This is a genomic window from Alkalimonas sp. (genome assembly GCF_020831925.1).
Taxonomy (GTDB): Bacteria; Pseudomonadota; Gammaproteobacteria; order Enterobacterales; family Alteromonadaceae; genus Alkalimonas.
This window is the reverse complement of record NZ_JAFIFQ010000005.1, coordinates 1-24,374: the sequence shown is the minus strand read 5'-3', so window position 1 is coordinate 24,374 and position 24,374 is coordinate 1. Positions and strand designations below refer to the sequence as shown.

At 52.3% G+C, this 24,374-nt stretch carries 18 protein-coding genes; 6 read left to right on the top strand and 12 right to left on the bottom strand.

Translation table 11 applies throughout. The features are described 5' to 3' along the window. Positions 1 to 6: 6 nt before the first annotated feature. From tdh to JJU14_RS02985, 3 genes are all read right to left on the bottom strand, one after another. Positions 7 to 1,032: an L-threonine 3-dehydrogenase gene (gene tdh / locus JJU14_RS02995; protein WP_228611120.1), complete on the bottom strand. Its 1,026-nt coding sequence runs from the start codon at positions 1,030 to 1,032 to the stop codon at positions 7 to 9. After that, the gene (locus tag JJU14_RS02990) at positions 1,029 to 2,225 is read right to left on the bottom strand and encodes a glycine C-acetyltransferase (RefSeq protein WP_228611119.1); all 1,197 of its coding nucleotides are present in this window, start codon (positions 2,223 to 2,225) and stop codon (positions 1,029 to 1,031) included. Before JJU14_RS02990 ends, tdh begins: the two co-directional genes overlap by 4 nt. A 123-nt stretch (positions 2,226 to 2,348) precedes the next feature. Continuing rightward, complete coding sequence (locus JJU14_RS02985; RefSeq protein ID WP_228611118.1) at positions 2,349 to 3,017, bottom strand: TetR/AcrR family transcriptional regulator; 669 nt, start codon at positions 3,015 to 3,017, stop codon at positions 2,349 to 2,351. 110 nt (positions 3,018 to 3,127) lie between these two features. On the opposite strand from JJU14_RS02985, the gene coaD reads away from it, so the two are divergent. Both coaD and JJU14_RS02975 read left to right on the top strand, forming a co-directional pair. Further along, the gene (coaD, locus tag JJU14_RS02980) at positions 3,128 to 3,610 is read left to right on the top strand and encodes a pantetheine-phosphate adenylyltransferase (protein WP_228611218.1); all 483 of its coding nucleotides are present in this window, start codon (positions 3,128 to 3,130) and stop codon (positions 3,608 to 3,610) included. A 259-nt stretch (positions 3,611 to 3,869) separates the two neighbouring features. Further along, on the top strand, positions 3,870 to 5,030 hold the full coding sequence (locus JJU14_RS02975) for a GGDEF domain-containing protein (protein WP_228611117.1): 1,161 nt from the start codon (positions 3,870 to 3,872) through the stop codon (positions 5,028 to 5,030). Between the two features lie 25 nt (positions 5,031 to 5,055). Here the strand turns inward: JJU14_RS02975 and JJU14_RS02970 are convergent, their stop codons facing one another. The 5 genes from JJU14_RS02970 to nagK all read right to left on the bottom strand — a co-directional run bounded on the left by JJU14_RS02970 (position 5,056) and on the right by nagK (position 10,179). Then, a complete protein-coding gene (locus JJU14_RS02970; RefSeq protein WP_228611116.1) occupies positions 5,056 to 5,532 on the bottom strand; it encodes a DUF1456 family protein in 477 nt (158 codons plus the stop codon). Positions 5,533 to 5,644: 112 nt separating this feature from the next. Continuing rightward, positions 5,645 to 6,760 (bottom strand): heparan-alpha-glucosaminide N-acetyltransferase domain-containing protein, encoded by a 1,116-nt coding sequence (locus JJU14_RS02965; protein ID WP_228611115.1) that lies wholly within the window; start codon positions 6,758 to 6,760, stop codon positions 5,645 to 5,647. Between the two features lie 2 nt (positions 6,761 to 6,762). After that, positions 6,763 to 8,070: an N-acetylglucosamine MFS transporter NagP gene (gene nagP / locus JJU14_RS02960; RefSeq protein ID WP_228611114.1), complete on the bottom strand. Its 1,308-nt coding sequence runs from the start codon at positions 8,068 to 8,070 to the stop codon at positions 6,763 to 6,765. Between the two features lie 73 nt (positions 8,071 to 8,143). Then, positions 8,144 to 9,277 carry an N-acetylglucosamine-6-phosphate deacetylase gene (nagA, locus tag JJU14_RS02955; protein WP_228611113.1) on the bottom strand — a complete coding sequence of 378 codons (1,134 nt, stop codon included), beginning with the start codon at positions 9,275 to 9,277 and terminating at the stop codon, positions 8,144 to 8,146. After that, a complete protein-coding gene (nagK, locus tag JJU14_RS02950) occupies positions 9,274 to 10,179 on the bottom strand; it encodes an N-acetylglucosamine kinase (protein ID WP_228611112.1) in 906 nt (301 codons plus the stop codon). Before nagK ends, nagA begins: the two co-directional genes overlap by 4 nt. A gap of 188 nt (positions 10,180 to 10,367) precedes the next feature. On the opposite strand from nagK, the gene JJU14_RS02945 reads away from it, so the two are divergent. Next, positions 10,368 to 12,926 (top strand): family 20 glycosylhydrolase, encoded by a 2,559-nt coding sequence (locus tag JJU14_RS02945; RefSeq protein ID WP_228611111.1) that lies wholly within the window; start codon positions 10,368 to 10,370, stop codon positions 12,924 to 12,926. A 351-nt stretch (positions 12,927 to 13,277) separates the two neighbouring features. On the opposite strand, the gene JJU14_RS02940 is transcribed toward JJU14_RS02945, so the two are convergent. The 3 genes from JJU14_RS02940 to JJU14_RS02930 form a co-directional block, all read right to left on the bottom strand. Beyond that, complete coding sequence (locus JJU14_RS02940; RefSeq protein ID WP_228611110.1) at positions 13,278 to 13,997, bottom strand: SapC family protein; 720 nt, start codon at positions 13,995 to 13,997, stop codon at positions 13,278 to 13,280. A gap of 92 nt (positions 13,998 to 14,089) precedes the next feature. Then, a complete protein-coding gene (locus tag JJU14_RS02935; protein ID WP_228611109.1) occupies positions 14,090 to 15,127 on the bottom strand; it encodes a cupin-like domain-containing protein in 1,038 nt (345 codons plus the stop codon). Positions 15,128 to 15,198: 71 nt separating this feature from the next. Further along, the gene (locus JJU14_RS02930; RefSeq protein WP_228611217.1) at positions 15,199 to 17,799 is read right to left on the bottom strand and encodes a TonB-dependent receptor; all 2,601 of its coding nucleotides are present in this window, start codon (positions 17,797 to 17,799) and stop codon (positions 15,199 to 15,201) included. 491 nt (positions 17,800 to 18,290) lie between these two features. Between JJU14_RS02930 and JJU14_RS02925 the strand changes: the two genes are divergently transcribed. Beyond that, positions 18,291 to 19,328 (top strand): LacI family DNA-binding transcriptional regulator, encoded by a 1,038-nt coding sequence (locus tag JJU14_RS02925; RefSeq protein ID WP_228611108.1) that lies wholly within the window; start codon positions 18,291 to 18,293, stop codon positions 19,326 to 19,328. A gap of 41 nt (positions 19,329 to 19,369) precedes the next feature. Here JJU14_RS02925 and JJU14_RS02920 read toward each other — a convergent pair whose 3' ends face one another. After that, positions 19,370 to 20,965 carry an AbgT family transporter gene (locus JJU14_RS02920; protein ID WP_228611107.1) on the bottom strand — a complete coding sequence of 532 codons (1,596 nt, stop codon included), beginning with the start codon at positions 20,963 to 20,965 and terminating at the stop codon, positions 19,370 to 19,372. Between the two features lie 351 nt (positions 20,966 to 21,316). On the opposite strand from JJU14_RS02920, the gene JJU14_RS02915 reads away from it, so the two are divergent. Both JJU14_RS02915 and JJU14_RS02910 read left to right on the top strand, forming a co-directional pair. Continuing rightward, the gene (locus tag JJU14_RS02915; protein ID WP_228611106.1) at positions 21,317 to 22,066 is read left to right on the top strand and encodes a 3-hydroxybutyrate dehydrogenase; all 750 of its coding nucleotides are present in this window, start codon (positions 21,317 to 21,319) and stop codon (positions 22,064 to 22,066) included. Between the two features lie 51 nt (positions 22,067 to 22,117). Next, positions 22,118 to 24,374: PAS-domain containing protein (locus tag JJU14_RS02910; protein WP_228611105.1), on the top strand; the 2,257-nt coding region annotated here is incomplete at its 3' end.

Below are 24,374 nucleotides of genomic sequence, written 5' to 3'. Positions count from 1 at the left end.
TGCAGCTTAGCTCCAGTTCAGGATCACTTTGCCGGACTGGCCGGAACACATGATGTCAAAACCTTCCTGGTAGTTATCGACCGGCATTTCATGGGTGATCATCGGGCTTAAATCCAGGCCGGATTGAATCAGGCTGGCCATTTTGTACCAGGTCTCGAACATCTCACGGCCGTAGATGCCTTTGATGATCAAGCCTTTAAAAATCACCTGATTCCAGTCCACCGCCATATCAGAGGGTGGAATACCGAGCATGGCAATTTTACCGCCATGGTTCATGGTACTCAGCATGCTGTTAAAGGCCGACGGCACGCCAGACATTTCCAGGCCTACATCGAAGCCCTCGGTCATGCCCAGCTCTTTCATCACATCGGTTAGCTTTTCTTTGCTGACATCGACGGCCCGGGTGGCACCCATGTTGAGCGCCAGCTGCAAGCGGTACGGATTGACATCGGTGATCACCACGTGACGAGCACCGACATGGCGGGCAACAGCCGCTGCCATAATGCCAATCGGGCCAGCGCCGGTAATCAGCACATCCTCGCCGACCAGATCGAACGACAAAGCCGTGTGCACGGCATTGCCGAAGGGGTCAAAAATCGAGGCAATGTTATCCGGGATATTGTCCGGAATTTTAAAGGCGTTAAAGGCCGGGATCACCAGGTACTCGGCAAAAGCACCAGGGCGGTTCACCCCCACCCCTGTGGTATTGCGGCATAAATGCACCCGGCCGGCACGGCAGTTGCGGCAGTGGCCACAGGTAATATGCCCTTCGCCGGATACCCGGTCACCAACCTGAAAGCCCCGGACTTCCGAGCCCATGCCTTCTACCACACCGACGTATTCATGACCAACCACCATGCCATGCGGAATGGTGTTCTGTGCCCATTCATCCCACTTGTAAATATGCACATCGGTGCCACAGATGGCGGTTTTTTTGATACGAATTAACACATCGTTCGGGCCGACCTGAGGTTTCTCGGTTTCAGTTAACCAGATGCCAGGTTCGGCTTTGAGTTTGGCTAAGGCTTTCATTGGATCACTCCCATGTCTTTACCAATACGTATAAAGGCGTCAATGGCCTGGTCCAGCTGCTCGCGGCTGTGGGCAGCCGAGATCTGGGTACGAATACGGGCTTGGCCTTTTGGCACCACCGGGAAGGAGAAACCAACCACATAGATGCCTTCAGCCAGCATGCGCTGCGCCATCTCGGCCGCGACTTTGGCATCACCCAGCATCACCGGGATAATGGCGTGATCTTTTCCAGCCAGGGTAAAGCCCGCCGCCTGCATGCGCTCGCGAAAGTAACCGGCGTTTTGCCACAGCTTAGCCCGCAGTGCATCGCCTTCGGCCAACAAGTCCAGCACCCGGATCGACGCCGTAACAATGGCTGGTGCTACCGAGTTGGAAAACAAATACGGCCGTGAGCGCTGGCGTAGCCACTCGACGATTTCCTTGCGGGCCGAGGTGTAACCACCGGAGGCACCGCCCAGGGCTTTGCCAAGGGTACCGGTGATAATATCCACCCGATCCATCACGTCGCAGTATTCATGAGTGCCGCGCCCCTTGGCACCAACAAAGCCAACCGCATGGCTATCGTCCACCATGACCATGGCATCGTATTTATCGGCCAGATCGCAAATGGATTTCAGATCGGCAATCACGCCATCCATCGAGAAGACCCCATCGGTGGCGATCAGTTTAAAACGGGCGCCATCGGCCACCGCCTGCTGCAGTTGCTGCTCCAGCTCGGCCATATTGTTGTTGGCATAGCGGTAACGTTTCGCTTTGCACAGCCGCACCCCATCGATGATGGAAGCATGGTTCAACGCATCGGAAATAATGGCATCTTCCGAGCCAAGCAAAGTTTCGAACAAACCGGCATTGGCATCAAAACACGAGGAGTACAGAATGGTGTCTTCCATACCGAGGAAGCTGCTGATTTTCTGCTCCAGCTGCTTGTGAATATCCTGGGTACCACAGATAAAGCGCACCGAGGCCACACCAAAGCCATGGCTGTTTAACCCCTGCTGCGCAGCTTTGATCAACTCTGGGTGATTGGCCAGCCCTAAGTAGTTGTTGGCGCAGAAGTTCAGCACCTCACGATCGCCAACCTGAATGGCAGCGCTTTGCTGCGAGCTGATCAGGCGCTCGGCCTTGTACAGGCCTTCGCTTTTAACGTCATCGATTTGCTGTTGTAAGTGCTGCAAAAATGCAGTGGCTGGCATAAAGGTCTCCTGAGAAAAACGGCATGATTAGTCATCAATACTGCATATTGTACTGACTCGGCCGGACTTCTGCAGTGTTTTTCACAGCAGACCTGTTGGCAAAATGGAGGGTTGTAAAGTTCGCTATACGCTGACGCTTTCTGACTGCCGGGCCAGCCGCTGGTAATGCTGCTGCAGCTGCAAAATACGCGGCATCGCCGCCGGGCTGGCATAGGGCTTGAACAACAACAGCACTTTCAAAACGCCCTGATAGACACTGGCCTGATCAATGGTCTGCTCCGGCGCCTGGGTTTTCAGGTAGCTGATCCAAAAGGTCACCACCAGCTTGATGGTATGGGCAAATTCGCCGGTTTCCTGCTCCGGCATCTCAATCACGCCGGCCTGACGCAATGCATTAAGCACCCGGATCACCCGGGCCAGGACTTGCTCCTGCACTGCCTGATACTCTTTATGCAGCGCCGGGTCGCGCGCCAGAATATCCGGCAGGTTGGCGTAGAAAAAATGAAAACGCCACATCAGCTCAAACACCACATCCAGGTAGTTGGCCAGCGCATCCAGCGCCTCGGCGTTATCGCCTGGCGGTTGGATCCGACTTTCCAGCAAACGGGTATACTCTTTAAAGATATGCCGCAGAATGTCTTCTTTATTACGGAAATGGTAATACAGATTACCCGGGCTGATGCCCAGGTGAGCAGCAATGTGATTGGTGGTCACCTGACGCTCGCCCTGCGCATTAAACAGCTCAATGCTGGCCTGCACGATTTTGTCTTTGGTGCGAAGTTTCTTTTCCATCCCGGCCTGTCTTTGTTGTTTTTCTTTGGACTGTTTTCTTTGTATAGTAACGCTAAATTGACTAAAAACTCTAGTCACCATTTTTCTGACCACAGGATGCCTGTTTGCTGATGAATATAACCGCCATTTACCCCGGAACCTTCGACCCGCTGACCAATGGCCACGCCGATCTGGTGTTGCGTGCTGCCCGCCTATTCAGCACCGTGCTGGTTGCGGTCGCGGCCAACCCAAGCAAGCAACCCTTGTTCACCTTGGAAGAGCGGGTGGAGCTGGCCCGTACGCTGTTCGCCGGCCACAGCAATGTGAAAGTGATAGGCTTTTCCGGCTTGCTGGCAGATTTAGCCCGTGAGCAGGATGCCCAGGTGCTGATCCGTGGTGTGCGGGCGGTGGCTGATTTCGAATACGAGTTTCAACTAGCCAGCATGAACCGCACTCTGAACCCTAAGCTCGACAGCATCTTTATGACACCCTCGGAAAAGAACACCTTTATCTCTTCCACTCTGGTTAAAGAAGTCTGCCGCCACGGCGGCGATGTCAGCGGTTTTGTTTCGCCCGAGGTTGAGAAGGCCCTGAAAACCAAATTTGGTAAGTAAGACATTCACTTCCAGCCAGTTTGCACCCACCGGCAGTTACAACTATAGTCAACTAGTCTGTTTACAATTAATGACTTCAGGGTGCAATGCTTTGCTGCTCAGGATGAGTAGGTTTCCTTGATAAGTTACTTACCACCCGAATACACCCCAGCATGGTCATGAGGTGTATCCATGCATCAGTTTTGTATCACATTTACGCCAGCACTGTGAGCTATCGTCACTCAGGGGCTTATGTTGATTGATCTGAAGGTGACAGGATATGGAAAATGAAAAGCAGCTGCTTCAAAAGCAAGCAGAGCCTTTATTTCTGGCGGAAGCGAAAGAAGAGGGTTTTGTTCAGTTTATCAAGACGATTTCAAAAACTTTCCTGGCGATACCCGTTGGCTGGCTTGTTTTGTATGTCCTCATCCATAAGCAAGTACCACAACCCCACTTTATTATTTGGGTATCTATTTTCTTTGCCTACTGGCTTTATGCCGTTTACATGTTCAATAAGATTCATAAAGAGGGGGCAGCTACATCCAGGCACTTGCTTCATGTTAATATCATTTTAATCCTTGAGGGAGTGTTATGGGGAACCGTCTTCCTTGCTTTTATGGGATACAGCTTAAAAACAGATACTTGGGTGGCAATTTTCTTTGCAGGAATTATCTCAGTTATATTGCCGACTTACATTACTTATCCTAAGTCATTCCATGTGGTAATTCTCAGTGCGATTATCTCAGCTATCGCCTCTTTTATTCTGATTCAGGATCGAATTGAAAATGTTACCGAGGCAGCTTTTACTGTCACTATGTACCTCACAGCGTTGGGTTTTTTGATTAAACCAATTTCAATACGAGTCATAGAGGGTATCCGATTGGAGCTGGAAAATAAGTCGCTGACCAGGCAACTCAGAGAAAGTCTGGCAAAGATGTCGCACCAAGCAAATACCGATGCTTTAACCGGACATCTGAACCGTCATGCGTTAAGCAAAGCATTGGGGGATTTGGTTGTTAAAGGAGAAAGACGCCGGACTCCTTTTTCGTTGTTGATGATGGATATCGACTTTTTTAAAGCAATCAATGATACCTATGGTCATGATGTGGGTGACAAAGCTTTGCAGCATGTAGCTCAGTGTATTTCTGGTCAGCTGCGAAGCTTTGATCTTTGTGCACGTTTCGGAGGTGAGGAGTTTATCGTCCTCTTGCCATCGACCAATGCCAGTGAAGCGATGGACGTAGCAGAGCGCATCCGCAAAGCCGTCGAGTCATCCCCACTGGCCGATCCTCATCACCCGCTCACGATCTCTATAGGTGTAGCAACCTATAAATCAGGTATGAGCACAGAGGCGCTCCTTAAGACTGCCGATAATGCTGTATATGAAGCTAAAGAAAATGGCCGGAACCAGGTTCGCCAGTTTCAAATGGCTGTGCCATAAACAAACACTTGCAGCTAAGATGCTATCAATCCGTATTCTGATCATTCGGCCGCAACTGGCGCTGCAGGCCCATTAAGAAATTGCGCAGGATTTGATTTTGGCACTCACGATAATTTTTATGTTCAGGCTTGCGAAAGAAGGCACTTAATTCATGCTTACTGAGCCGGAAATCGACCCCTTGCATAATCGCCAGAATCTCTTCGGCTTGCAGATTTAATGCAATGCGCAACTTTTGGAACACCATGTTATTGGTGAGTTTTGTTTCCGCTTTGGGTTGCTCGCCCTCGCGTTTGCCGCGCTTTAAGGCAATAAAGCCATTCAAAAAGGCGGCCAGTTCGCTATCGGCCAGGGGCACAAACCCCTCATCCTCTTCTTTTTTAAGCCAGGCGGTGACTTGCGCCTGGCTGACCGTCAGGTCAGCTAACGCGAACACCTCAATCAGGGCGCTGTTTTTTAAATCAAATACATAGCGAATACGGCGCAAAATATCATTCGTAGTCAAAATAGATCCTAGTCTTAGGTAAACCAGCAGCATCACCGCGATGGCTGGCGAGCTGACATTTTAGCAGAAGCTAGGCACAAGCCCTAAGTTTGACTATCAGAAGAACACTATTTTAAAGCTTTATAAAAATCCGCCGCTGATACAGCCAGTAGGACAACCCCCAGAACAGCAGCACATGCAGCAGAGCAAAGGTGAGTGATGCCAGCTTGGCGGGTAGCAGTGTATGTAGGCTATCAAAGCCAAACTGGTACAGGCTGGTTGTTTGGCCAGCATAGCTAAAGCGGATCAATTGGCTGGCAGCAACGGCCCAGAGCCATGCGAGCATGTAGATAAAGAGTGGATTGCTGCCATACACCACCAATGGCTGTAACCAGCTTTTTTGTTGCACATCCAGCAACCAGACCATCCCTGCCAACAGCAGCAGAATCAGACCACTGGAAAACGCCACATAACTGCCAGTCCAGAGTGCTTTGTTAATAGGCCAGAGCAGGTGCCACACTAACCCCAGGACGGTGACACTCAGCCCAAAGCACAGCAGCCAATAGACACTGGTTGCTTTTTGCATTGAGCGCAACTGCTGAGCCACTAAAAAACCAATCAACACCGAGCTGACCGCTGGTAGCGTGCTGAGCAGCCCTTCTGGGTCAAAAGCCACGCCAAAGCCCTGATACAGATGCGCAGCCCCTAATAACCACAGATCAAAACGTTGCACTGCATTGCCAGCCAGCGCATAGGGCTGGCCGCTGGAAAATAACAGCAACAACAACCAATACAACCCAACCAGTACCAGCGAAGCAAGCCAGAGCTGACGCGGCCGAAAGTACAACACCAGCACCGCAGCAATGCCATAACAAAGTGCAATCCGCTGTAGCACCCCAGGGATCCGAAGCTCAGTGGTGCTGCCGGTAAAAGGAAACCAATGCAGCAATAAGCCACAAGCAAATAATAACAGCGTGCGTTTTATAACTTTTTGCCAGGCGGCCACGGAGGGCGTCATGCCAGCCATCGAAAAAGCCATGGCTGCGCCAACAGCGAACAAGAACATCGGAAACACGATGTCGGCAAAAGTAAATCCATGCCAGTCGGCATGCAGCAAAGGCGCATAGACATGGCTCCATGATCCCGGTGTATTCACCAGGATCATCAATGCCAATGCCAGGCCCCGAAGCGCATCCAGCGCGATAAAACGCTCACCGGCAACATGGCGCTGAACTGCACGGGCGCTCATCGTTATTTCCAGCTTTTTAACTTATGGCCTTTCACGGCATAGAACAGAATAAAGGCATAGCATGGCAGCATAACAAAGTAAGCGCCCTGCTGACCTAAGCCAGTACCGCTAAACAGGCCCCAGAACAAGGGGCCAAAAGCACCACCGGCTATGCCCATGATCAACAAAGCCGAACCTATGCTGGTGAGGTGCCCAAGGCCGGATAGCGCCAAAGGCCAGACCGCCGGCCAAACAATGGCATTAGCCAGGCCCAGCAAGGCAATAAACATCAGCGTATCCGGCAAGGCCACGCCACCAAAAGGCACCAGCACCGCATTGGCAATGGCGTAGGATTCATTGTTGCCAAAGACCACTGCCAGCGTCAGCACCAGGCCCAGCACAGCCGAAATCGCCAGGGCGGTTTGCTGCGATAATAGCCGAGGGATCAAGGCAATCCCCAGGCAGTAACCGACCACCATGCAGACCATGGTGTAGGAGGTCATCACGCTGTAGCGCTCCACGCCAAGTGATAAGGCGTACATGCCAATGGTATCGCCGGCAATCACTTCCACCGCCACATAAACAAACAGCGCCACCACGCCAAGCACCAGCGCTGGCTTGGCCAGCACGGCCTTAAGTTGGCTTTGATCAGCAGTACCAGCATCGGGTGCTGCGGTTTCAATCAGCTCAGGCAGGGGTGAAAAACGTACCGCCAGTGCCAGCAAGCCAAGGAAAATAGCCAAGCCAAGGTAAGGCAACACCATGCGATCGGCCATGGTATCGATTTGCCCCTGGGTCAACTCCGACCCAGCTGGTGCACTCAGGCTGCCAATAACCAAGGCAGTAAACACCAAGGGTGCTACCACGCCAGCGCCTTTGTTCAAAATGCCCATAATGCTCACCCGCACTGCAGCGGTTTCTTCCGGGCCAAGCCGCACCACATAAGGGTTGACCGCCGTTTGCAACAAAGTCTGGCCAGCGCCAATCACCAGCTGAGCGAACAAGAACACTGCAAAGATTTGGGTTTTTGCCGCTGGTATATACAGCAATCCCGCCAGCATCATCACCCCGATGCCAAGCGCCATACCATTTTTGTAACCGACTTTTCGGATCAACCAAGCCGATGGGATGGCCGTGAAGGTCACCGCAATGTAGAAGGAAAACAGGATCAATGACGCCTGCAAAGGCGTGAGCTGCAGCATCTGAGTCAGATACGGCATTAAAGAACCATTTAGCCAGGTAGCAAAACCCAGCACAAAAAATAAGATGGCGACGATCACCATCGGCATCAATTGTGTGCGCCTGACACTTTGCGTTGCTGCAGCTTCCATAAATACCCCTTGTTGATAAAACGTCCGGTTGCAACCGGATCTGACTAAGGCTGCTTAATGCAGCCCGAATTGTTTAATGACCCTGCCAAAGCGGCTGGCCTTGCCACCAGCTTTGCTGGCAATGCATCGCATCCGTTAGCAGCACCATATCGGCCAGGTAGCCCGGTTGCAATTTGCCCCGTACATCGGCACAGCCGATCGCCTCGGCCGGATACAAAGCTGCCATCCGCAGTGCTTCGCCAAACTCTACCCCCAGTACCTGCACCGCATACTGCACCGCCGCGGCCATATCCAGCACCGAGCCCGCCAGCGCACCTGCTTCATTGGTCAGCTTATTGCCTTGCCGAGCGACCTTGCCGTCAAAAAATGCAAATTCGGTGTCTGTGGTGCCAACCGGCGACATGGCGTCAGTTACCAGCAGCACTTTGCCGCCGGGCTTGGCCGCTAACGCCACCTTGGCCGCAATAGGGTCCATATGGTAGCCATCCAAAATAATGCCGCACCAACTGTCGCGATCGGCCAGTGCCACGCCTACCATGCCAGGCTCACGCGATGTCAATGGCGACATCGCATTGTATAAATGCGTAAAGCCGCTGGCTCCGGCCTGCAAAGCAGCCTGCACAGTCGCAGCATCAGCATTGGAGTGACCTAAAAACACAAGCACGCCGGCAGCCACCAATTGGTGAATTTGCGCTGGCGATATAGTTTCCGGTGCAACTGTCAGCATACGAATGCCCAGGTCACGGCGCTGGTAGAGCGCCAGCTCTTGCGTTGAAAGCGGCCGGATCTGATGTTCCGGATGCACGCCTTTTTTGGGCACCGACAAATGCGGCCCCTCAAAGTGAATACCAATAATTCCGGGCTGGTCGGCGGCAATAGCCGCGGCAACTGCATCGGCTGCCTGCTGCATGGTAGCCAAGCTATCGGTAATGACGGTAGGCAACATAGCGGTGGTTCCAAAGCGGCCATGCGCCTGCAGCATGGTGCGCAATGTGGCTGTTGTCGGCTCTGTATTAAACAAAGCACCACCACCGCCATTGACCTGAATATCAATAAAGCCAGGAACCAAGTTAGCTTGAATCACGGTATTAGACTCGCATGGCCGAATGCCGGCAACCCGTCCCTGTTCCACACTTATAGCAACGTTGCTGTGCCAGGCGTCGCCATCAAAAAGACGTGCTATCCGTAGTTCAAAGGTGCTGCTCACGCGGTTTTCTCCTGCTGCTGTGCCAGTTGCTGAGCATACCATACAGCACCCCATTCGGGGCTGGCATCAGCCACGACCAGCCGGGCACGGACGGCCGCATCCAGATAAGGTTCAACCTTGTAGGCCAAGCCACCAATCAAAGCCAGTTTCGGTGGTTCAATGCTCAACAAACGGTGCGCAATGGCATTAATATGAACGGCTCCCTGCTGCACAATAGCCTGCGCTTCGGCATCGCCCTGCTCCGCACAGGCAAAGACCAGGGGCGCGTATTTGGCATACAGGGTTGGGCTAGCGTGCATAAAATGCTGCACCAACGCCAGCTGGTCATGGCAGTGGCTGGCTTTGAATAACGCCTGGGTCATGGCCGTTGGCTGCGCCAGTCCATCCAGGCTCAGTAGTACCTGATGCACCATTTGCAAACCAAACCAGGCACCACTGCCATTATCGCCGTAAGGGAAACCATGGCCCCCAACTTCTATCATCTGTGTGCCAGACTGAGCAAGGCCGCAGGACCCAGTCCCAATAATAATCACAGCGCCATCCTGCCCATGGTGAGCCCCCATACAGGCAATGTGCAAATCACTGGTCAGGTGAAAAGCGGCAAAGGGATGTTGCCAATCGCGAAACAGCGCATGGTATTGGGGCACATTGACCCCAGCCAGGCCAGCACCAACGGTAAGCTCAGCCATAGCACGCTCCGGCATACCTGCACACAACAGCGCCTGCCTGGTCGCATCCATAATTGAAGCAGTGGCGATTTCCATACCCCGCAGCGGATTGCCTGGCCCTGAGATGCCTTCACCCAATATCTCAGAATCCTGCGATACCAGAATAGCGCGGCACTTACTGCCACCACCATCAATGCCCAGATACAATTGCTGTGGCTGTGCTGCTATGCTCATTCCCCTACCTCAATACACGCGGTTGTTGCACGCTGTCGATAAATTGTGCAAAAAACCGATTGACAGCGTTGTCATTTTTATCAAACAGCATATAATAAATCTGTAAAATGACAAGAGCCATGATGAATATTTGAGCTTATTATTTTCAGCGTTATGATGTAAGCTCATGAAAATACGGGGATTAGCAGATGATAAAAAACTTACTTTTACTCAGTCTCGCTTGGCTGAGCTGGCTGGCACTAGCTGGACCATTTCAGAGTCAGCAGCAATTGGATGACTTTACTGCCGGCACTGAGTGGTTTTTTGCCGTTGAAACCAATCTGCTGCCTGATGCCGGGCGTTTTCGCGGTCGGATTGAACTGCACAACAACTCCGGTATCACCCTCTCTGCAGGGAAGTCGGATTGGGGCTGGTACTTTCACTCTATCCGGAAAATCGAAACCACGCTAAGCCAGGGGCTGCAATTGGAACACATTCAAGGCGATCTGCACCGGATAGTTCCTACCACGGACTTTGCAGGTTTGCCAACTGGCCAGTCAATTCAGCTTACCTTTACCTCAGCCCCTTGGGTGATCAGCTACTCCGACTGGATGCCCCGAGCCTTTATGGTCGCAGGCGCGCTGCAACCGGCCATCTTTATCAATACAGATACCGAAGATTTCAGCCAATTTGTTCGCCCCATGACTGAGCCTGAGCAGCGGTTGCGCAATATCGGTGATGGCGATAAATTTGCCACTGTCACAGCAGAACATCGTTTTGCTTCGAATACCAAAGCCGTACACACCAACTTAAGTCCCGCCCAGCTGCAACAACGCATTATTCCGCAGCCGGTGCAGTTGCAACATCGCAGAGGTCAGACTGCTTTTGATACGAGCTGGCAGTTGCAAGCTCAAGGTGCTTTGGCCAATGAATTGGCCTACCTTACCGATCAATTACATCGCTACTTCGGCCAGCCATTAAATGGTCAGGCTAACAGTCCCATTATTGAGTTACGGCTGGATGCGAATCTGCCAAATTTAAAGCCAGAGGGCTATCAGCTAACTATCGAGCGCCAGCGTATTCGCATTACCGGTTTTGATGAAGCCGGTGTATTTTATGGGATTCAAAGCTTACTGGCGCTGCTTCCTGTAGCAAGCTCTGATCAGGTGCAGCTGCCACAGCTGACTATACTGGATTACCCGCGCTATCGCTGGCGTGGTATGCACTACGACATGGCGCGTAATTTTCATGGTCTGGATGTTACTTTGCGCTTGATTGAACAGATGGGCCGCTACAAGCTGAATAAACTGCATTTGCACCTGACCGAAGATGAAGGTTGGCGGCTGGAAATCCCCGGTTTACCAGAGCTCACCGAGTTTGGCGCCAATCGCTGCTTTGATTTAACCGAGCAACAGTGTCTGCTGACTCAGCTTGGCACCGGCCCGCACAGCTCAGGCTCTGGCAATGGCTATTACAGCCGGGATGATTTTATCCAGCTGCTGCGTCATGCCAAAGCACACCATATTGAAGTGATCCCGGAAATTGATATGCCTGGCCATGCCCGTGCGGCTATTAAAGCAATGGAAGCGCGCTACCAGCGTTTGCAGGCAGCAGGCCAAGCGGAAGAAGCCCGCCGCTATCTGTTATCAGAGGCGGACGACGCCTCCGAGTACCTGACCGTGCAAAACTACAACGACAACTCCATTAATGTCTGTATCGACTCCACCTATGCCTTTATCGATAAAGTGATGTACGAGCTGCAGCAGATGTATCGTGAAGCAGGTTTGCAACTGCGGGTCTTTCATATGGGCGGCGATGAAGTCGGCGCCGGCTCCTGGCAGGGTGCCCCAGCTTGTGAGCAGCTTTTTGCGGAGCCCCTGAATGGGGTCGCTGGTGTGGCCGATTTAAAACCCTACTTTATTAATCGGGTAGCACAACTCGCCAATCAGCGCGGCCTGGCGATGGCCGCGTGGGAAGATGGTCTGATGGCCGACAGTACCCGGCCATTTCGCCGCGAGCAATTCAACAACAGTGAGGTGATTGTTAACGCCTGGGATAATATCTGGGAATGGGGCTATGGTGACAGAGCCTACCGTTTTGCCAATGCAGGCTATCAGGTAGTGCAATCAGCGGGCACCAATCTGTATTTTGACCACCCACAGGAAGCCCATCCAAAAGAGCGTGGCTACTACTGGGCTGCTCGCTACACCGATACCGAAAAAGTGTTTTTCTACCGGCCGGATCACCTGTATAGCAATGCCGAATTCACCCGGGATGGCACGCCGATAAACGATTTGGAAGCCCTGCTTGGGCGGGCCTTGCCGGCACTTGAAAAGCCCGACAATATGCTGGGTATTCAAGGGCAGGTGTGGGGCGAAACCATTCGCACGGCCGCCCAGTTGGAGCAAATGATTTACCCACGGTTAATTGCCCTGGCAGAGCGAGCCTGGCACAGAGCCGATTGGGAACCAAATAAAGACAGCACAGCAGCACGCCAGAGCTGGCAACAATTTATCCAACGCCTGACTTCAGTCGAATTTACTCGCCTGGTACAGTCCGGCGCAGGGCATTATGTGCCGCCGCCCGGAGCCATCCGCGAGCAGGGCCAACTCAAAGCCAATCATGCCTGGCCGGCCATCAGTATTGAATACAGCCTGGATCAGGGGAAAAGCTGGCAGCACTATCAGCAGCCATTGCAACAGGATGGCGACATCTGGCTGCGAAGCCGCAGTCGCTCTGATCAACTGAGTCGCATTATCAGGCTGTAAAGCAAAATCTCAATCCAGCCCCGCAGCAGCGGGGCTTTTTTATGGCCGAAAAAAAGCCAGCAAAGCAAGCTTTGCTGGCAAGGTACCCTTGGATAAAGGATGGATAATCCACTCAACATCCGTGTCTACCGTACATATTCATTACCAACTACCAATAACGAACATCAGGGACTTACACTCTGGATCCGGTAACATCAGAGCCCCTCAGGAGTGGGTGCGGTGAAACACCCCAACGCTATCAACCAGGCTATGACAGCGCTGTCAAAACATATTATGCTGTTTTTTCAACCAATGCAAGCGCCAGCAACAAAAAAGGGCCTGACGGCCCTTTTTGCATGCTCAAACTTGTGATTACGCTTGTGCGGTTTCTTTCTCGCTCTGCCAGCGGGTCAAGCGCTGCACCTGCTGAACCGACAACATATGCGCATAAATTGGTGCCAGATAGCCTTGCTTACGCAGTTCCATAAACTGTTCATCGCTCAGCTCATTCAGCTTTTTCTCGTCGACCAGAAACAGGCCATTGATTTCGCGTTTCTGGCCATTGACCTGAACCGTTAAGGTTTTGGCTTCCAGCAGGCTTAGCTCGGTCAGCTTTTCTACGAAGGTACGGGTCACACGGCTGGTATCGAAGAAATCTGCCAGTTGCTGCTTAGCACGCTGCAACATTTCCGTCTCTTCACCCTGCTCGGTATACAAGGCTTCACCGTCGTCTTTACTAACCCGAGGGCTGTTCTCATCGATACCGATGGTCAGCTGCTTGTCGTTTTCCGGATCCGGCGTCAGGAAAAACGGGTAGTTGCGGGCGGAAATAGGCACATAAGTAGCCTGCATTTGCTCATCTTGCAGATACAAGTTTTTACCAGGCTCCAGACCCAGCAAAACAACCGGTTGGTAATTGTTTGAATCGTTGTTTTTTACAAACACTATCGGGTACACAGCCGCCGCCGGGCCAAATTCATGCACCACCACCGGCAGTAAATGCTCTTCGGCGATATGGGCAAAAGGTTGTTTGAAATGCACACGCAGCGCCTGATGCTGCTCTTTGGAAAGTGGAACTATCTTAGCTGTCATAGTAAATCCATACGTCATGTTATGTACAAAAAAATCGCCCGCCTACCTTACTGTAGTTTGTCGCATTCAGCCAGCCCCTGAGGTGTAAAACTTTAGCTCTTGGAGTTAGGTTCTGCCCTCTGCTGCTGCAATTGTTTTATTAACCAGGCATAAATAGCATGCTCATTCGGGCAGTCATCGGTACCCAGCACGCCTAATTTAGCCACAGGTAGATAGCTGAAGTCTTCAGGTTCGGCTGACAGATAATAACTGAACAGCGATTGCCAGGCTGCTCTTTGAGTCGCAGGCAACTGCCGCAGCTGAAGCAAAGTATGCAGCAGCGCTGCGAATGGGCTACCCCGAGAGTCAGCCGTACCGATGGAGCCATTCCACCAATAGTTGCAGAGCAAGCTGATGTCAGAACAGGATTCAACCTGATGCCACCACAAAGCAGGGATATAAAGCACATCACCTGGTTCTAACTCTGCAATTTGGGCCGTTTGCCAGGCAGCTTCTGCTTTTGGGTAGCGCTGCCAATCTGGGGCAGTAAAGTCTACCAAACTGATGGGCGTACCGGTTGGTGCATAGTCCAGCGGACCAATATACAGATTGCTAATTTGCTCAGGTGGAAACAAAGTAAAGCGCCGCTTGCCAGCCACCACACAAGCCAGATTATCTGCATCATCAAAGTGTGCCGGCACAGTCACCTGATTACCAAGCCAGATACGGGCTTGCACGCTGCCAGGGAGCAGTGGATTGCTGTTGTCACTGGCAAAACCAGGCAAACACTCATCCACCAAAGCGCTCTGAGCGGCAATACGTACTGCATCAGCCCGCCCCTGGCTTCGGACTAATTGTGTCAAAATGGCCGATATCGGGTACTGCCGCCGCTCAAAATTAAAGCCATTTAACTGCGGTTGATAAAAGATCCGGCCATTGGTGTGCGCTGCCAGCAAGAGCGTCGTGACCTGCAGACCACTGTCGAACGGTTGCAGATAGTGTGCAAGTTGCTCAGCTGAATGCCGAGCAGCATGCACCACAGGCCAATCCGCCACTAAGCCTTTTAAGACCGCAGGCTGATTCAATGGCTGAATATCTTCAAAAAACTGCTGTGGTGTTATCTGTTCCCAGCAACGGATGGTAGCAGGCATCACAACTCCTGAAAGCAAAAGGGGCTAACCCTTACTAGGGTAGCCCCTTATCTTATGTCAACCAAGCAGGCTTAGAAAGCCACGCGGATACCAGCCACATAACGACGGCCATTCTCGTAAATGGAGAAGACACGTGCTTTGTTGGTGTTGTACTCCACCACCTGCTCATTGGTCAGGTTGATGGCTTCAAACGCCAGGCTGATGTTATTCGACACATTGTAGGTGAAGCTGGCATCCAGCTGGCCATAGCTATCATTCCACAATTCAGAGCCATTAAAGTGCAACCCTTTGTACCATTCAGTACGGTAGTTGTACATCAAGCGCGCACTGAACAGATCCGTTTCATAATAGGCCGTCAGGTTGACCATATGATCCGAAGTACCTTCCACCAGGCCAGAGCCCGGCAGGTTCGGATTCCGCGCCTCGCTGCGCTTGGCGTCGGTGTAGGTGTAGTTGGCCACAACACCAAAGTGCTCACCAAAGGCTTGCTGATAGGTCAGCTCCAGGCCTTTAGTAGAACCACCAGGGCCATTCTCTGGCCTGGTAAAGGTGACATCCACCATCTGATCACCTTCTTCCCAGTAACGTTGATCCACAAAGGTACTGAAGCTGCGGTAGCTTTTAATGCGCTTGTAGAATAGCGTTGCTGCCAGCACCGATTGTGGGTTGAAATACCACTCGTAGGCGACATCAAACTGATCGGCAATTTGCGGTTTCAAATGTGGATTACTCGCCGTACCAGTTGGTTGTGCCACATTCAGCGAACCGTAAGTAATCGAGGTGGAAATATCATTCCAGTTTTGCCGAGCCATCACCCGGGCCGCACCAAAGCGTAGGATGGTATCATCCGCCAGATCGTACGCCAGGTTAAAGCTCGGCAGGATTTCGCGGTAATTGTTTTTCTGTTCCACCCAGGCCAGCTCAGCTGGCGTCAGCCAGTCTCGGTCAATGGTCAGAAAGCCCCAGCTATCACCAGAGAACTCATAACCGCCGGAAGTTTGACGGGTATCAACATAACGTACCCCAATATTACCGCGGTAGTTATCCCCCTCAAAATCACCCTGCAGGTACAAGGCGGTAATGTCTTCTTCTACCGCCCAGTTTTCATCCAGGATCAAGGAGCGGGCATAATCGGCTGGCACACCATTTAAACCGACAAACGCAATTTCCTCCATACGGGCACGGTTATGAGCCATTTGCTGGGTCATATTGCCATTGACCACGGCATTAATATTATGCGTTCCCTGCGTCAAACCACAATCAGCCATGGTAGGACAGGTATCGAAAATATACTGCAAGTAGACCGGCCAATCCGGTGCCAGACTTGCGTCACCCAATGTATTCGGGCCATGCCAGCTGTAAGCAATGCGATCTTGGGTACGCTTAGCAGCACGGTATTTCACCCCGGTATGAATGTCGGTAAAGGCACCGGCTTGTACTGGGAAGGTTAAGTCAAACTGAGCATAATTCTCGCGATCACTGGTTGGCTTCTCACCGCCCCAGATCCAGCCGGCATTGAACTGACTGCCGTCAGTGGCGTCCACATCGGTACTGGCTGATGGCGTCGAACCTCGTAAGTCAAAGTTGTAACCGGTAGCTGCGCCATATTCCCATGAAGTTTCCCGCAAGGTCCCGCCTTTGGCGCGAGTGCTGCCGACCTGAGCATGGATTTCAAAATTATCGCCACTGTAGTTAATATCCAGATCCAGTGAGCGGGTCTCGGTGGAAGCAACCCGGTTGATAAAGTTAAAAGCGGAAGTCCCGCCCTCTGCGACACTGCCCGCCACAACGCTGTTGTCTATACTGGTAATTCCCCCCAGACTGGCAGCATCATTATTGACAAAAATCAGCCAGTTTGAGTTTTGATTGTCGGCATCTACTTTCGAATTCAAGGCATTGAAGGTGATATCCCACTCGTGGCTTGGGGCAAACTGGAATGAGGCAAACACCGTTTCACGCTCACGTTTTTGCTGAAAACGCGCGACACCGATGTGGCTGGGTATTTTTTGCTCCAGAGCCGGGTTATCCGGCCAGCCCAGCACTTCAAAGCCTTGACGAACAAAGTCGCGATCTTGCCGCATGGCGGATATCAGTACACCGAAGGTTTCGTCGTCATTTTTCCAGGAGTACAGGCCGGACAATTGCGGATCCCACTTCTTGGACGTTTCGGTATATTGCATTTCCACCCCAAGATTGAGGGTGTTGGCTTCAAGATTAAGCGGGCGACGGGTACGTAGGATAACAGTACCACCTATTGATCCCTCATCAATCCGCGCCATGGGCGACTTGTACACTTCCAGATCCGAGATCAAAGCCGACGGCAACATGGTGTAGTTAAAGCTTCGGCCTGGTGCATCCAAAATAAACCAGTCGGCGGTGGCGATGGTCTGGCCATTTAATAAGGTACGGTTAGTGGCGGAACTGGCACCACGAATGGTGATTTTTTCACCCTCACCAAACTCTCGACTGACACCCACACCGGTAATGCGGGATAGCGATTCAGCCACGTTCTTATCCGGAAACTTACCAACATCTTCTGCAGTCACTACATCGACTACCGCATTAGCAAAGCGTTTAGCATTCAGGTTGGCTTCTTGCGATGCACGAATACCTCGCACCTGAATCACTTCAACATTATCTTCAGTGGCACCATCATTGGCCATCAAGGGCATGCTGAAGCCAAAGGCCCCAACCATCAACCCTAGTTTTACCGCCAAGGCACATTTATTTAGTTTATTGCTGGACATAAGCCTCTCCCGTTCCTCTTATTGGTCTTGTGCTGTCTATTTTTCTGATCCTGAATGACAACGCTGTCATTAAAATTTAACTTACACAAAAAAATTCGGTATTGCAAACCAAAATCGATGAAAATTTCAACTATTTTGCTGACAACATGGCTATCCGTAGCTCTGAAGTCTTACCCAAAGAGCCAGCACACCTTGAAATTACAAGATAAAAGCGACTTCCCGAAAGCAAATAATCTGGCATAAAATCCAAGCTGGATGGCCAGATTGCTTGCGATTTTGCCAAAAAAAGCGTATCACTATCACAAGAATGCTAATTTTTTGACCAGCGCTGTCATCATTTAGGGCCCACAGTAACCTTACTTACCGGCTATCGATACTGCGAGCTGTCAACGCAACCTACCAATCAAGGAAGCTGCATGAAAGTGACCATCAATGATGTGGCCAAACACGCCGGGGTGTCGATCAAGACCGTGTCCCGGGTGATGAACAATGAACCCTCGGTGCGCAAAGACACCTTTGATAAGGTAATGGCAGCCATCAATGAGCTGCATTACCAGCCCAACTCAGCCGCCCGCAACCTGGCCAGTACACGCTCCTACAGCATTGGTTACATCTATGATAACCCCAATGCCTATTACATTATTGATATGCAAAAAGGCTTGCTAGACAGCTGCAAAAAGCATGGCTACGAGCTGCTAATCCACCCAACCAATGCAAAATCACCCGGTATTGTCGAGGAAGTTAAAGAGCTGGTGAGTAAATCGCGGCTGGCCGGTTTGATTTTGACGCCGCCTTTTTCGGAAATGCCGCATATTGCCCAGGCGTTAGAAGAGATGAAGGTGGATTTTGTCCGGATCATCTCGGGCTCTACCCCTTCGCCAGGCGTGCACAACTGTGTGTTGATTGATGATTTTACCGCCGCTTTTAAAATTACCAATCACTTGCTGGAGCTCGGCCATACCGAGATTGCTTTTTTATGTGGTGATGAAGAGCACAGTTCCAGTGGCGAGCGTTTGGCCGGCTTTAAAGCCGCTTTAACCAAACGCGGTTTGCAGGTAAACCCTAAATTTATTGTGCCGGGGCATTATTCCTTTGAGTCCGGTGTGGAAGGTGCCAAGAAGTTGATGGCACTACCAAAGCGACCCAGTGCAATATTTGCCTGTAACGATGAAATTGCGGCCGGTGCCCTGTTCAGCGCCCGGCTGATGAATATCAGCATCCCGGAACAGTTATCCATTGCAGGCTTTGAAAACAGCCCGTTTTCCCGCCAAACCTGGCCGCCATTGACAACCGCAGACCAACCGAACAGCATTATTGCGTCGCAAGCGGCTGAGCTGCTATTTAAACACACTCGGCCCAATGCCAATAAAGCGCAGATTAACGCCCAGCCGGTGTTTATTCCGGAATTGCTGGTGCGGGAATCCACCTGTCCGGCGAGCAGCAAACAGGGATAAACGAGCCGAAATAACAAGGGCAGCCTAAGCTGCCCCTGTTGTTAGCCTTCGAAGCTGTAATAGGTCGGCGAGCCTGGCCCAACCGGTAAGCCAAATACAAAGACCCACAAACAAAACAATGTCACCCAGCCAATAAAGAACACCATGGTGTAAGGCAGCATAGTCGCAATCAAGGTACCAATGCCCATGTCTTTTTTGTAACGCGCCGCCACCGCCAGAATCAAACCAAAATAACTCATCATCGGTGTGATCAGGTTGGTGACCGAATCCCCAATCCGGTAAGCCGCCTGCACCACTTCGGGTGAATAGCCAATAATCATCAGCATAGGCACAAAGATAGGCGCGGTAATGGCCCATTGCGCCGAAGCCGAACCCAGCATTAGATTGACGAAGCCACACATGGCAATAAACAGGATAAACAGCAAGGGACCGGTCAGCCCCATCTCTTGCAGAAAAGTTGCTCCTTTTACCGCAAAGATAGTACCCAGGTTGGTCCAGCCAAAGAAGGCAACAAACTGAGCGGCAAAGAACACCAGCACGATATAAAGCCCCATCGAGCCGATGCTTTTCGACATGGCATTGATGACGTCTTTGTCGTTTTTCATGGTGCCGGCAATCTTGCCGTAAACAAAACCAGGAATGGCAAAGGTAATAAAGATATAGACCACAATGCCGCGCAGGAAAGGCGAACCCAATACACCGCCAGTATCCGGATTACGCAAAACGCCATTTTCCGGCACTACAGTCAGCGCCAGTAAGCCCAGCAAAGCTGCCAGCATCAGACCGGCCCCTATCAGGCCACGTTTTTCTTCCGGGCGCAGTGGCTCTAACCCCTGGCTTTCCAGATCAATCGATGCTTCCGAGCGATCGTATTTGCCAAGCTTAGGCTCGACAATTTTTTCGGTCACAATGGCGCCTAAAATCGCAATCACAAAGGTGCTTACCACCATAAAGAAGTAATTTGCTTCCGGGCCCACGGTATACTCAGGGTCAATCAAATGAGCGGCGGCTTCGGTAAATCCTGCCAACAGCGGATCAATAGTGCCTATCAGTAAGTTGGCACTGTAGCCACCAGATACGCCGGCAAAGGCTGCAGCCAGGCCTGCCAGGGGATGACGCCCTAAAGAATAGAAAATAGCGGCCGCCATCGGGATCAAGACGACATAACCGAGCTCCGAAGCGGTATTGGAAACAATACCGGCAAAGACGATAGTCACCGTGACCATGCGCGGTGACGCATTCATCACCATGCCGCGCATGGCGGCTGAAATCAAACCGGAGTGCTCTGCTACACTAACGCCCAGCAGCGCCACCAACACCACACCGAGCGGTGGAAAGTTGGTAAAATTGGTCACCAGGTTGGAGACGATACGCTGCAGACCATCCACACTGAGCAAGCTGACCACGGTAATCACACCATCAGGTGCGCGGCCGGCAGCCCCTTCAGGCCGTGGATCAATGGCACTTAACTCAAAAAACGACGCCACACCACTGCCCAGAATCACCGCCAGGGCAAAAAGCGCGAATAAAGTTACCGGATGCGGCAGGAGATTACCCAGCCACTCAACCGTATCCAGAAAGCGGGTAAACCAACCACGCTTTTCGGTCGGGGTAAAGGATTGCTGTGAACCAGCCATAAAAGCCTCTTCTTTTATTTATTGGTCATTCCGCTACAGCCTTGTGGATGCCTGAACTGATGAAAATGATCCTTTTAATACCTTATCGCTAAAAACAGGCAAAACAGCGCAAATTCAGCATTAAAATCAGCAAGAAGCAGGCGGAAACGACACTTTAATCGTGATAAACCGCCAGACTGTACCATAAATTACGCAAGCCAGAAAAGCCAACCAGCTGAATCCGGCCACCACAGAGCTCCAGATGGCTAAGGCAGCCTGAGTAACCGACACGAATAGCACTAAAGTACCGTTGTCGAACCCGGTGCTTCTGCCTAGCATAAGTGGTGATCAATTATGAAAGGAGCCACCGCCATGCGCGTTGTGATTACCGGAGCGACCGGTGGGATTGGTTTTGCCGTTGCCGAGCATTTTGCCCGTCAGTCCCATCAAGTGATACTGGCCGATTTGTTGCCAGAGCGCATCGAGCAATGCGTCGCGCAACTACGCCAACAAGGCTTGGCTGCAGAGGGTTTTGTGCTGGATGTGACCGATGCCGATGCCATCGCCCGCTGCGCCGCAGACTTTCCAGCCGATGTGCTGGTAAACAACGCCGGCATTCAGCATGTCGCCCGCTTAGAAGATTTCCCGGCCGATAAATGGCGCCTGTTGCTGGAAGTCATGCTGACCGGTCCGGCCATGCTGAGCAAAGCCATGCTACCCGGCATGCAGCAGCGTAATTTTGGCCGCATTATCAATATCGGCTCCATTCATGCGCTGGTTGCTTCGCCGTTTAAATCGGCATATGTCGCCGCCAAGCATGGTTTGATTGGCTTTAGCAAGGTGGTCGCGCTGGAGAACGCCAGCCACAACATCACCATCAACACCATTTGCCCGGCTTATGTGAAAACGCCTTTGGTGGAACAACAAATTGCCGCCCAGGCCAAAGAGCATGGCATCAGTGAGCAACAGGTGATCGATACCATTATGCTGGCCCCTATGCCACAAAAAGCCTTTATTGATGTGGCCGAAATCGCCGCCAGTGCCGCCTTTTTGTGCTCCGATGCGGCCCGCCATATCACGGCTCAGACTCTGGTACTGGACGGTGGCTGGACCGCACGGTAAGCTCAACAGCATCAGAAACTGGCGCCCCACTGTGCTGCCACCGGAGCCTGCATGAAAGAACCAGCCGAATTGATTGCGGAGCAAGGCCATATTGGCCTTGGCACCATAGCCGCAATTTCGGTGCTCTACCTGGTAGTGCTGTTCAGTGTCGGCTATTTTGGCCGGCGCATTGATGGCAAGCACCCGCTGGCTCCCTGGGTGTTCAGCTTTGCCTTATCGATTTACTGCACCTCCTGGGCTTTTTATGGTGTCACCGCCCAGGCGGCTGTGAATGGCTGGTGGATCCCACCGACCTACATCGGCTCCTTTATTCTGTTCTGGTTTGGTTTCCAGTTGATGGCCCGCATCGCCATCGCCTGCCGGCGATACCGCATTACCTCCATTGCCGACTTTATCGCTACCCGCTTTGGTCACTCACGCCTGCTGGCTGTCAGCATTACGCTGATTTTATTTTTAGCGGTGATTCCCTACATCGCCTTGCAACTGCATGCGGTGTCAACCAGCATCAATGTGTTGGTGGCTTCTGAGCAAGCCAGTGACTGGTTTCGTGATACCGGCCTTTATGTCAGCCTGTGGATGGCAGTGTTTGCGTTGCTGTTTGTCAGCAAAAGTGCCAAGGCGCACCAGCCCAATCCGGGCCTGATGACTGCCATTGCCTTTGAGTCGCTGGTGAAACTACTGGCACTACTGGCCATAGGCGCTTTTGTCTGTTTTGGCATTTACGATGGTGTTCAATCCATTTTTGCAGCCGCCCGCGAGCATCCGGGCCTGCTTGAACTGCAACGCCAGGCACTTCCCACCCACACCTACTGGGTGCATGTGCTGCTGGGCTTTACCGCTACGCTTTGTTTGCCGCGGATGTTTCATGTGTCCTTTGTTGAAAATCAGCGGCTGGGACATCTGCGCAGTGCCCGCTGGATTTTCCCGCTCTATTTGCTGCTGATGAGCATCTTCACGCTGCCACTGGCCATGGCCGGTGTGATGCTGCTTGGACACGAGGTCAATATTGATCTGGTGGTATTGCAACTGCCGCTGGCGGCAAACCGCACCGATATCGCCCTGCTGGCCTATTTGGGTGGCTTCTCCGCCGCCACCAGCATGGTGGTGGTGGCCACTGTGGTACTGGGCATTATGATCACCAACGAACTGCTGACCCCACTGTTGTTTCGTGCCCGCCAGACCGAGCTAAGCCCGCCCAGCCTGTTAAAAATTGCCAACCTGCGGCGCGGTTCCATGCTGCTGGTGCTGATGCTGGGGTTTGTCTATTACCGCTGGATTGGTACCGATACCGGCCTGGCCCAGCTTGGCCTGATGGCTTTCACCCTGGTGGCTCAATTAGCACCGGCCTTGATCCTGGGCCTGCTCTCACGCCGGGTCAACCAGCAAGGCGCCCTGGCAGGCTTGCTCAGTGGCGCTGTGGTCTGGGCCTACATCCTGCTGCTGCCAGAGCTCAGCCGGGCCGGCTGGCTCAGTACTCAATGGCTCACTCAGGGACCTTTTGGTATTGGCTGGCTGGCGCCGCATCAATTGTTTGGCTGGCAGGTCGATGCCATTACACTTGGCGTCTTGCTCAGCCTGAGCTGCAACCTGCTGATGGTACTGCTGGTCAGCCAGCTCACCCAAACCCGGGTTGGCGAATGGCTGGAAAGTGGCCGCTTCTTACAAAAGCAACAAAGCACCCCGGTGGCCAGTCGCCAGGCGCGCTTATCGGTACAAGATTGCTATTTGCTGCTGCGCCGCTTTGCCGGTGAATCTGAAGCCAACCGGGTATTGCAACGCACCGTGCGCAGCACCCAGCTGGAGCAGTATGCGCCGGCACCGGTCAATCTGGTGCAGGCATCCGAGCGGGCCTTATCGGCAGTGATTGGCGGTGCTTCGATGCGGCTGGTAATGGATGCAGCCAGCCGGCATAGTCAGTTGCCGCTGGAAACAGTAGCCCGTTTTGTTGATGAAGCCAGCCAGGTGTTTCAGTTTAACCAGGCTTTGCTGCAAGCCACCATCGATAACATCAGTCAGGGCATCAGCGTGGTAGACGCAGATTTGCGGCTGATTGCCTGGAACCAGCGCTATCTGGATATGTTTGCCTACCCGCCAGGCCTGGTCGATGTTGGCCGGCCGGTGGCCGATTTGATCCGTTTTAACGCCGAGCGCGGCCTTATTCACAGTGCCGATGTCGATAGTGAGGTTGAAAAGCGTCTTAGTTACCTGCGCCAGGGCAGCAGTTACAAGTTTCAGCGGCCACAAAAAGATGGCCGGGTGTTCGAGATGCAGGGCAATCCGCTCCCCGGCGGCGGCTTTGTCACCACCT

Coding starts and splice junctions, on each gene's coding strand:
- JJU14_RS02930 (WP_228611217.1), bottom strand. CDS start 17,799: ATGCCCTTGATGGCCAATGATGGTGCCACTGAAGATAATGTTGAAGTG.
- nagK (WP_228611112.1), bottom strand. CDS start 10,179: ATGAGCATAGCAGCACAGCCACAGCAATTGTATCTGGGCATTGATGGT.
- JJU14_RS02940 (WP_228611110.1), bottom strand. CDS start 13,997: ATGACAGCTAAGATAGTTCCACTTTCCAAAGAGCAGCATCAGGCGCTG.
- JJU14_RS02990 (WP_228611119.1), bottom strand. CDS start 2,225: ATGCCAGCCACTGCATTTTTGCAGCACTTACAACAGCAAATCGATGAC.
- coaD (WP_228611218.1), top strand. CDS start 3,128: ATGAATATAACCGCCATTTACCCCGGAACCTTCGACCCGCTGACCAAT.
- JJU14_RS02945 (WP_228611111.1), top strand. CDS start 10,368: ATGATAAAAAACTTACTTTTACTCAGTCTCGCTTGGCTGAGCTGGCTG.
- JJU14_RS02935 (WP_228611109.1), bottom strand. CDS start 15,127: ATGCCTGCTACCATCCGTTGCTGGGAACAGATAACACCACAGCAGTTT.
- JJU14_RS02965 (WP_228611115.1), bottom strand. CDS start 6,760: ATGAGCGCCCGTGCAGTTCAGCGCCATGTTGCCGGTGAGCGTTTTATC.
- JJU14_RS02925 (WP_228611108.1), top strand. CDS start 18,291: ATGAAAGTGACCATCAATGATGTGGCCAAACACGCCGGGGTGTCGATC.
- JJU14_RS02920 (WP_228611107.1), bottom strand. CDS start 20,965: ATGGCTGGTTCACAGCAATCCTTTACCCCGACCGAAAAGCGTGGTTGG.
- tdh (WP_228611120.1), bottom strand. CDS start 1,032: ATGAAAGCCTTAGCCAAACTCAAAGCCGAACCTGGCATCTGGTTAACT.
- JJU14_RS02985 (WP_228611118.1), bottom strand. CDS start 3,017: ATGGAAAAGAAACTTCGCACCAAAGACAAAATCGTGCAGGCCAGCATT.
- JJU14_RS02975 (WP_228611117.1), top strand. CDS start 3,870: ATGGAAAATGAAAAGCAGCTGCTTCAAAAGCAAGCAGAGCCTTTATTT.
- nagP (WP_228611114.1), bottom strand. CDS start 8,070: ATGGAAGCTGCAGCAACGCAAAGTGTCAGGCGCACACAATTGATGCCG.
- JJU14_RS02915 (WP_228611106.1), top strand. CDS start 21,317: ATGCGCGTTGTGATTACCGGAGCGACCGGTGGGATTGGTTTTGCCGTT.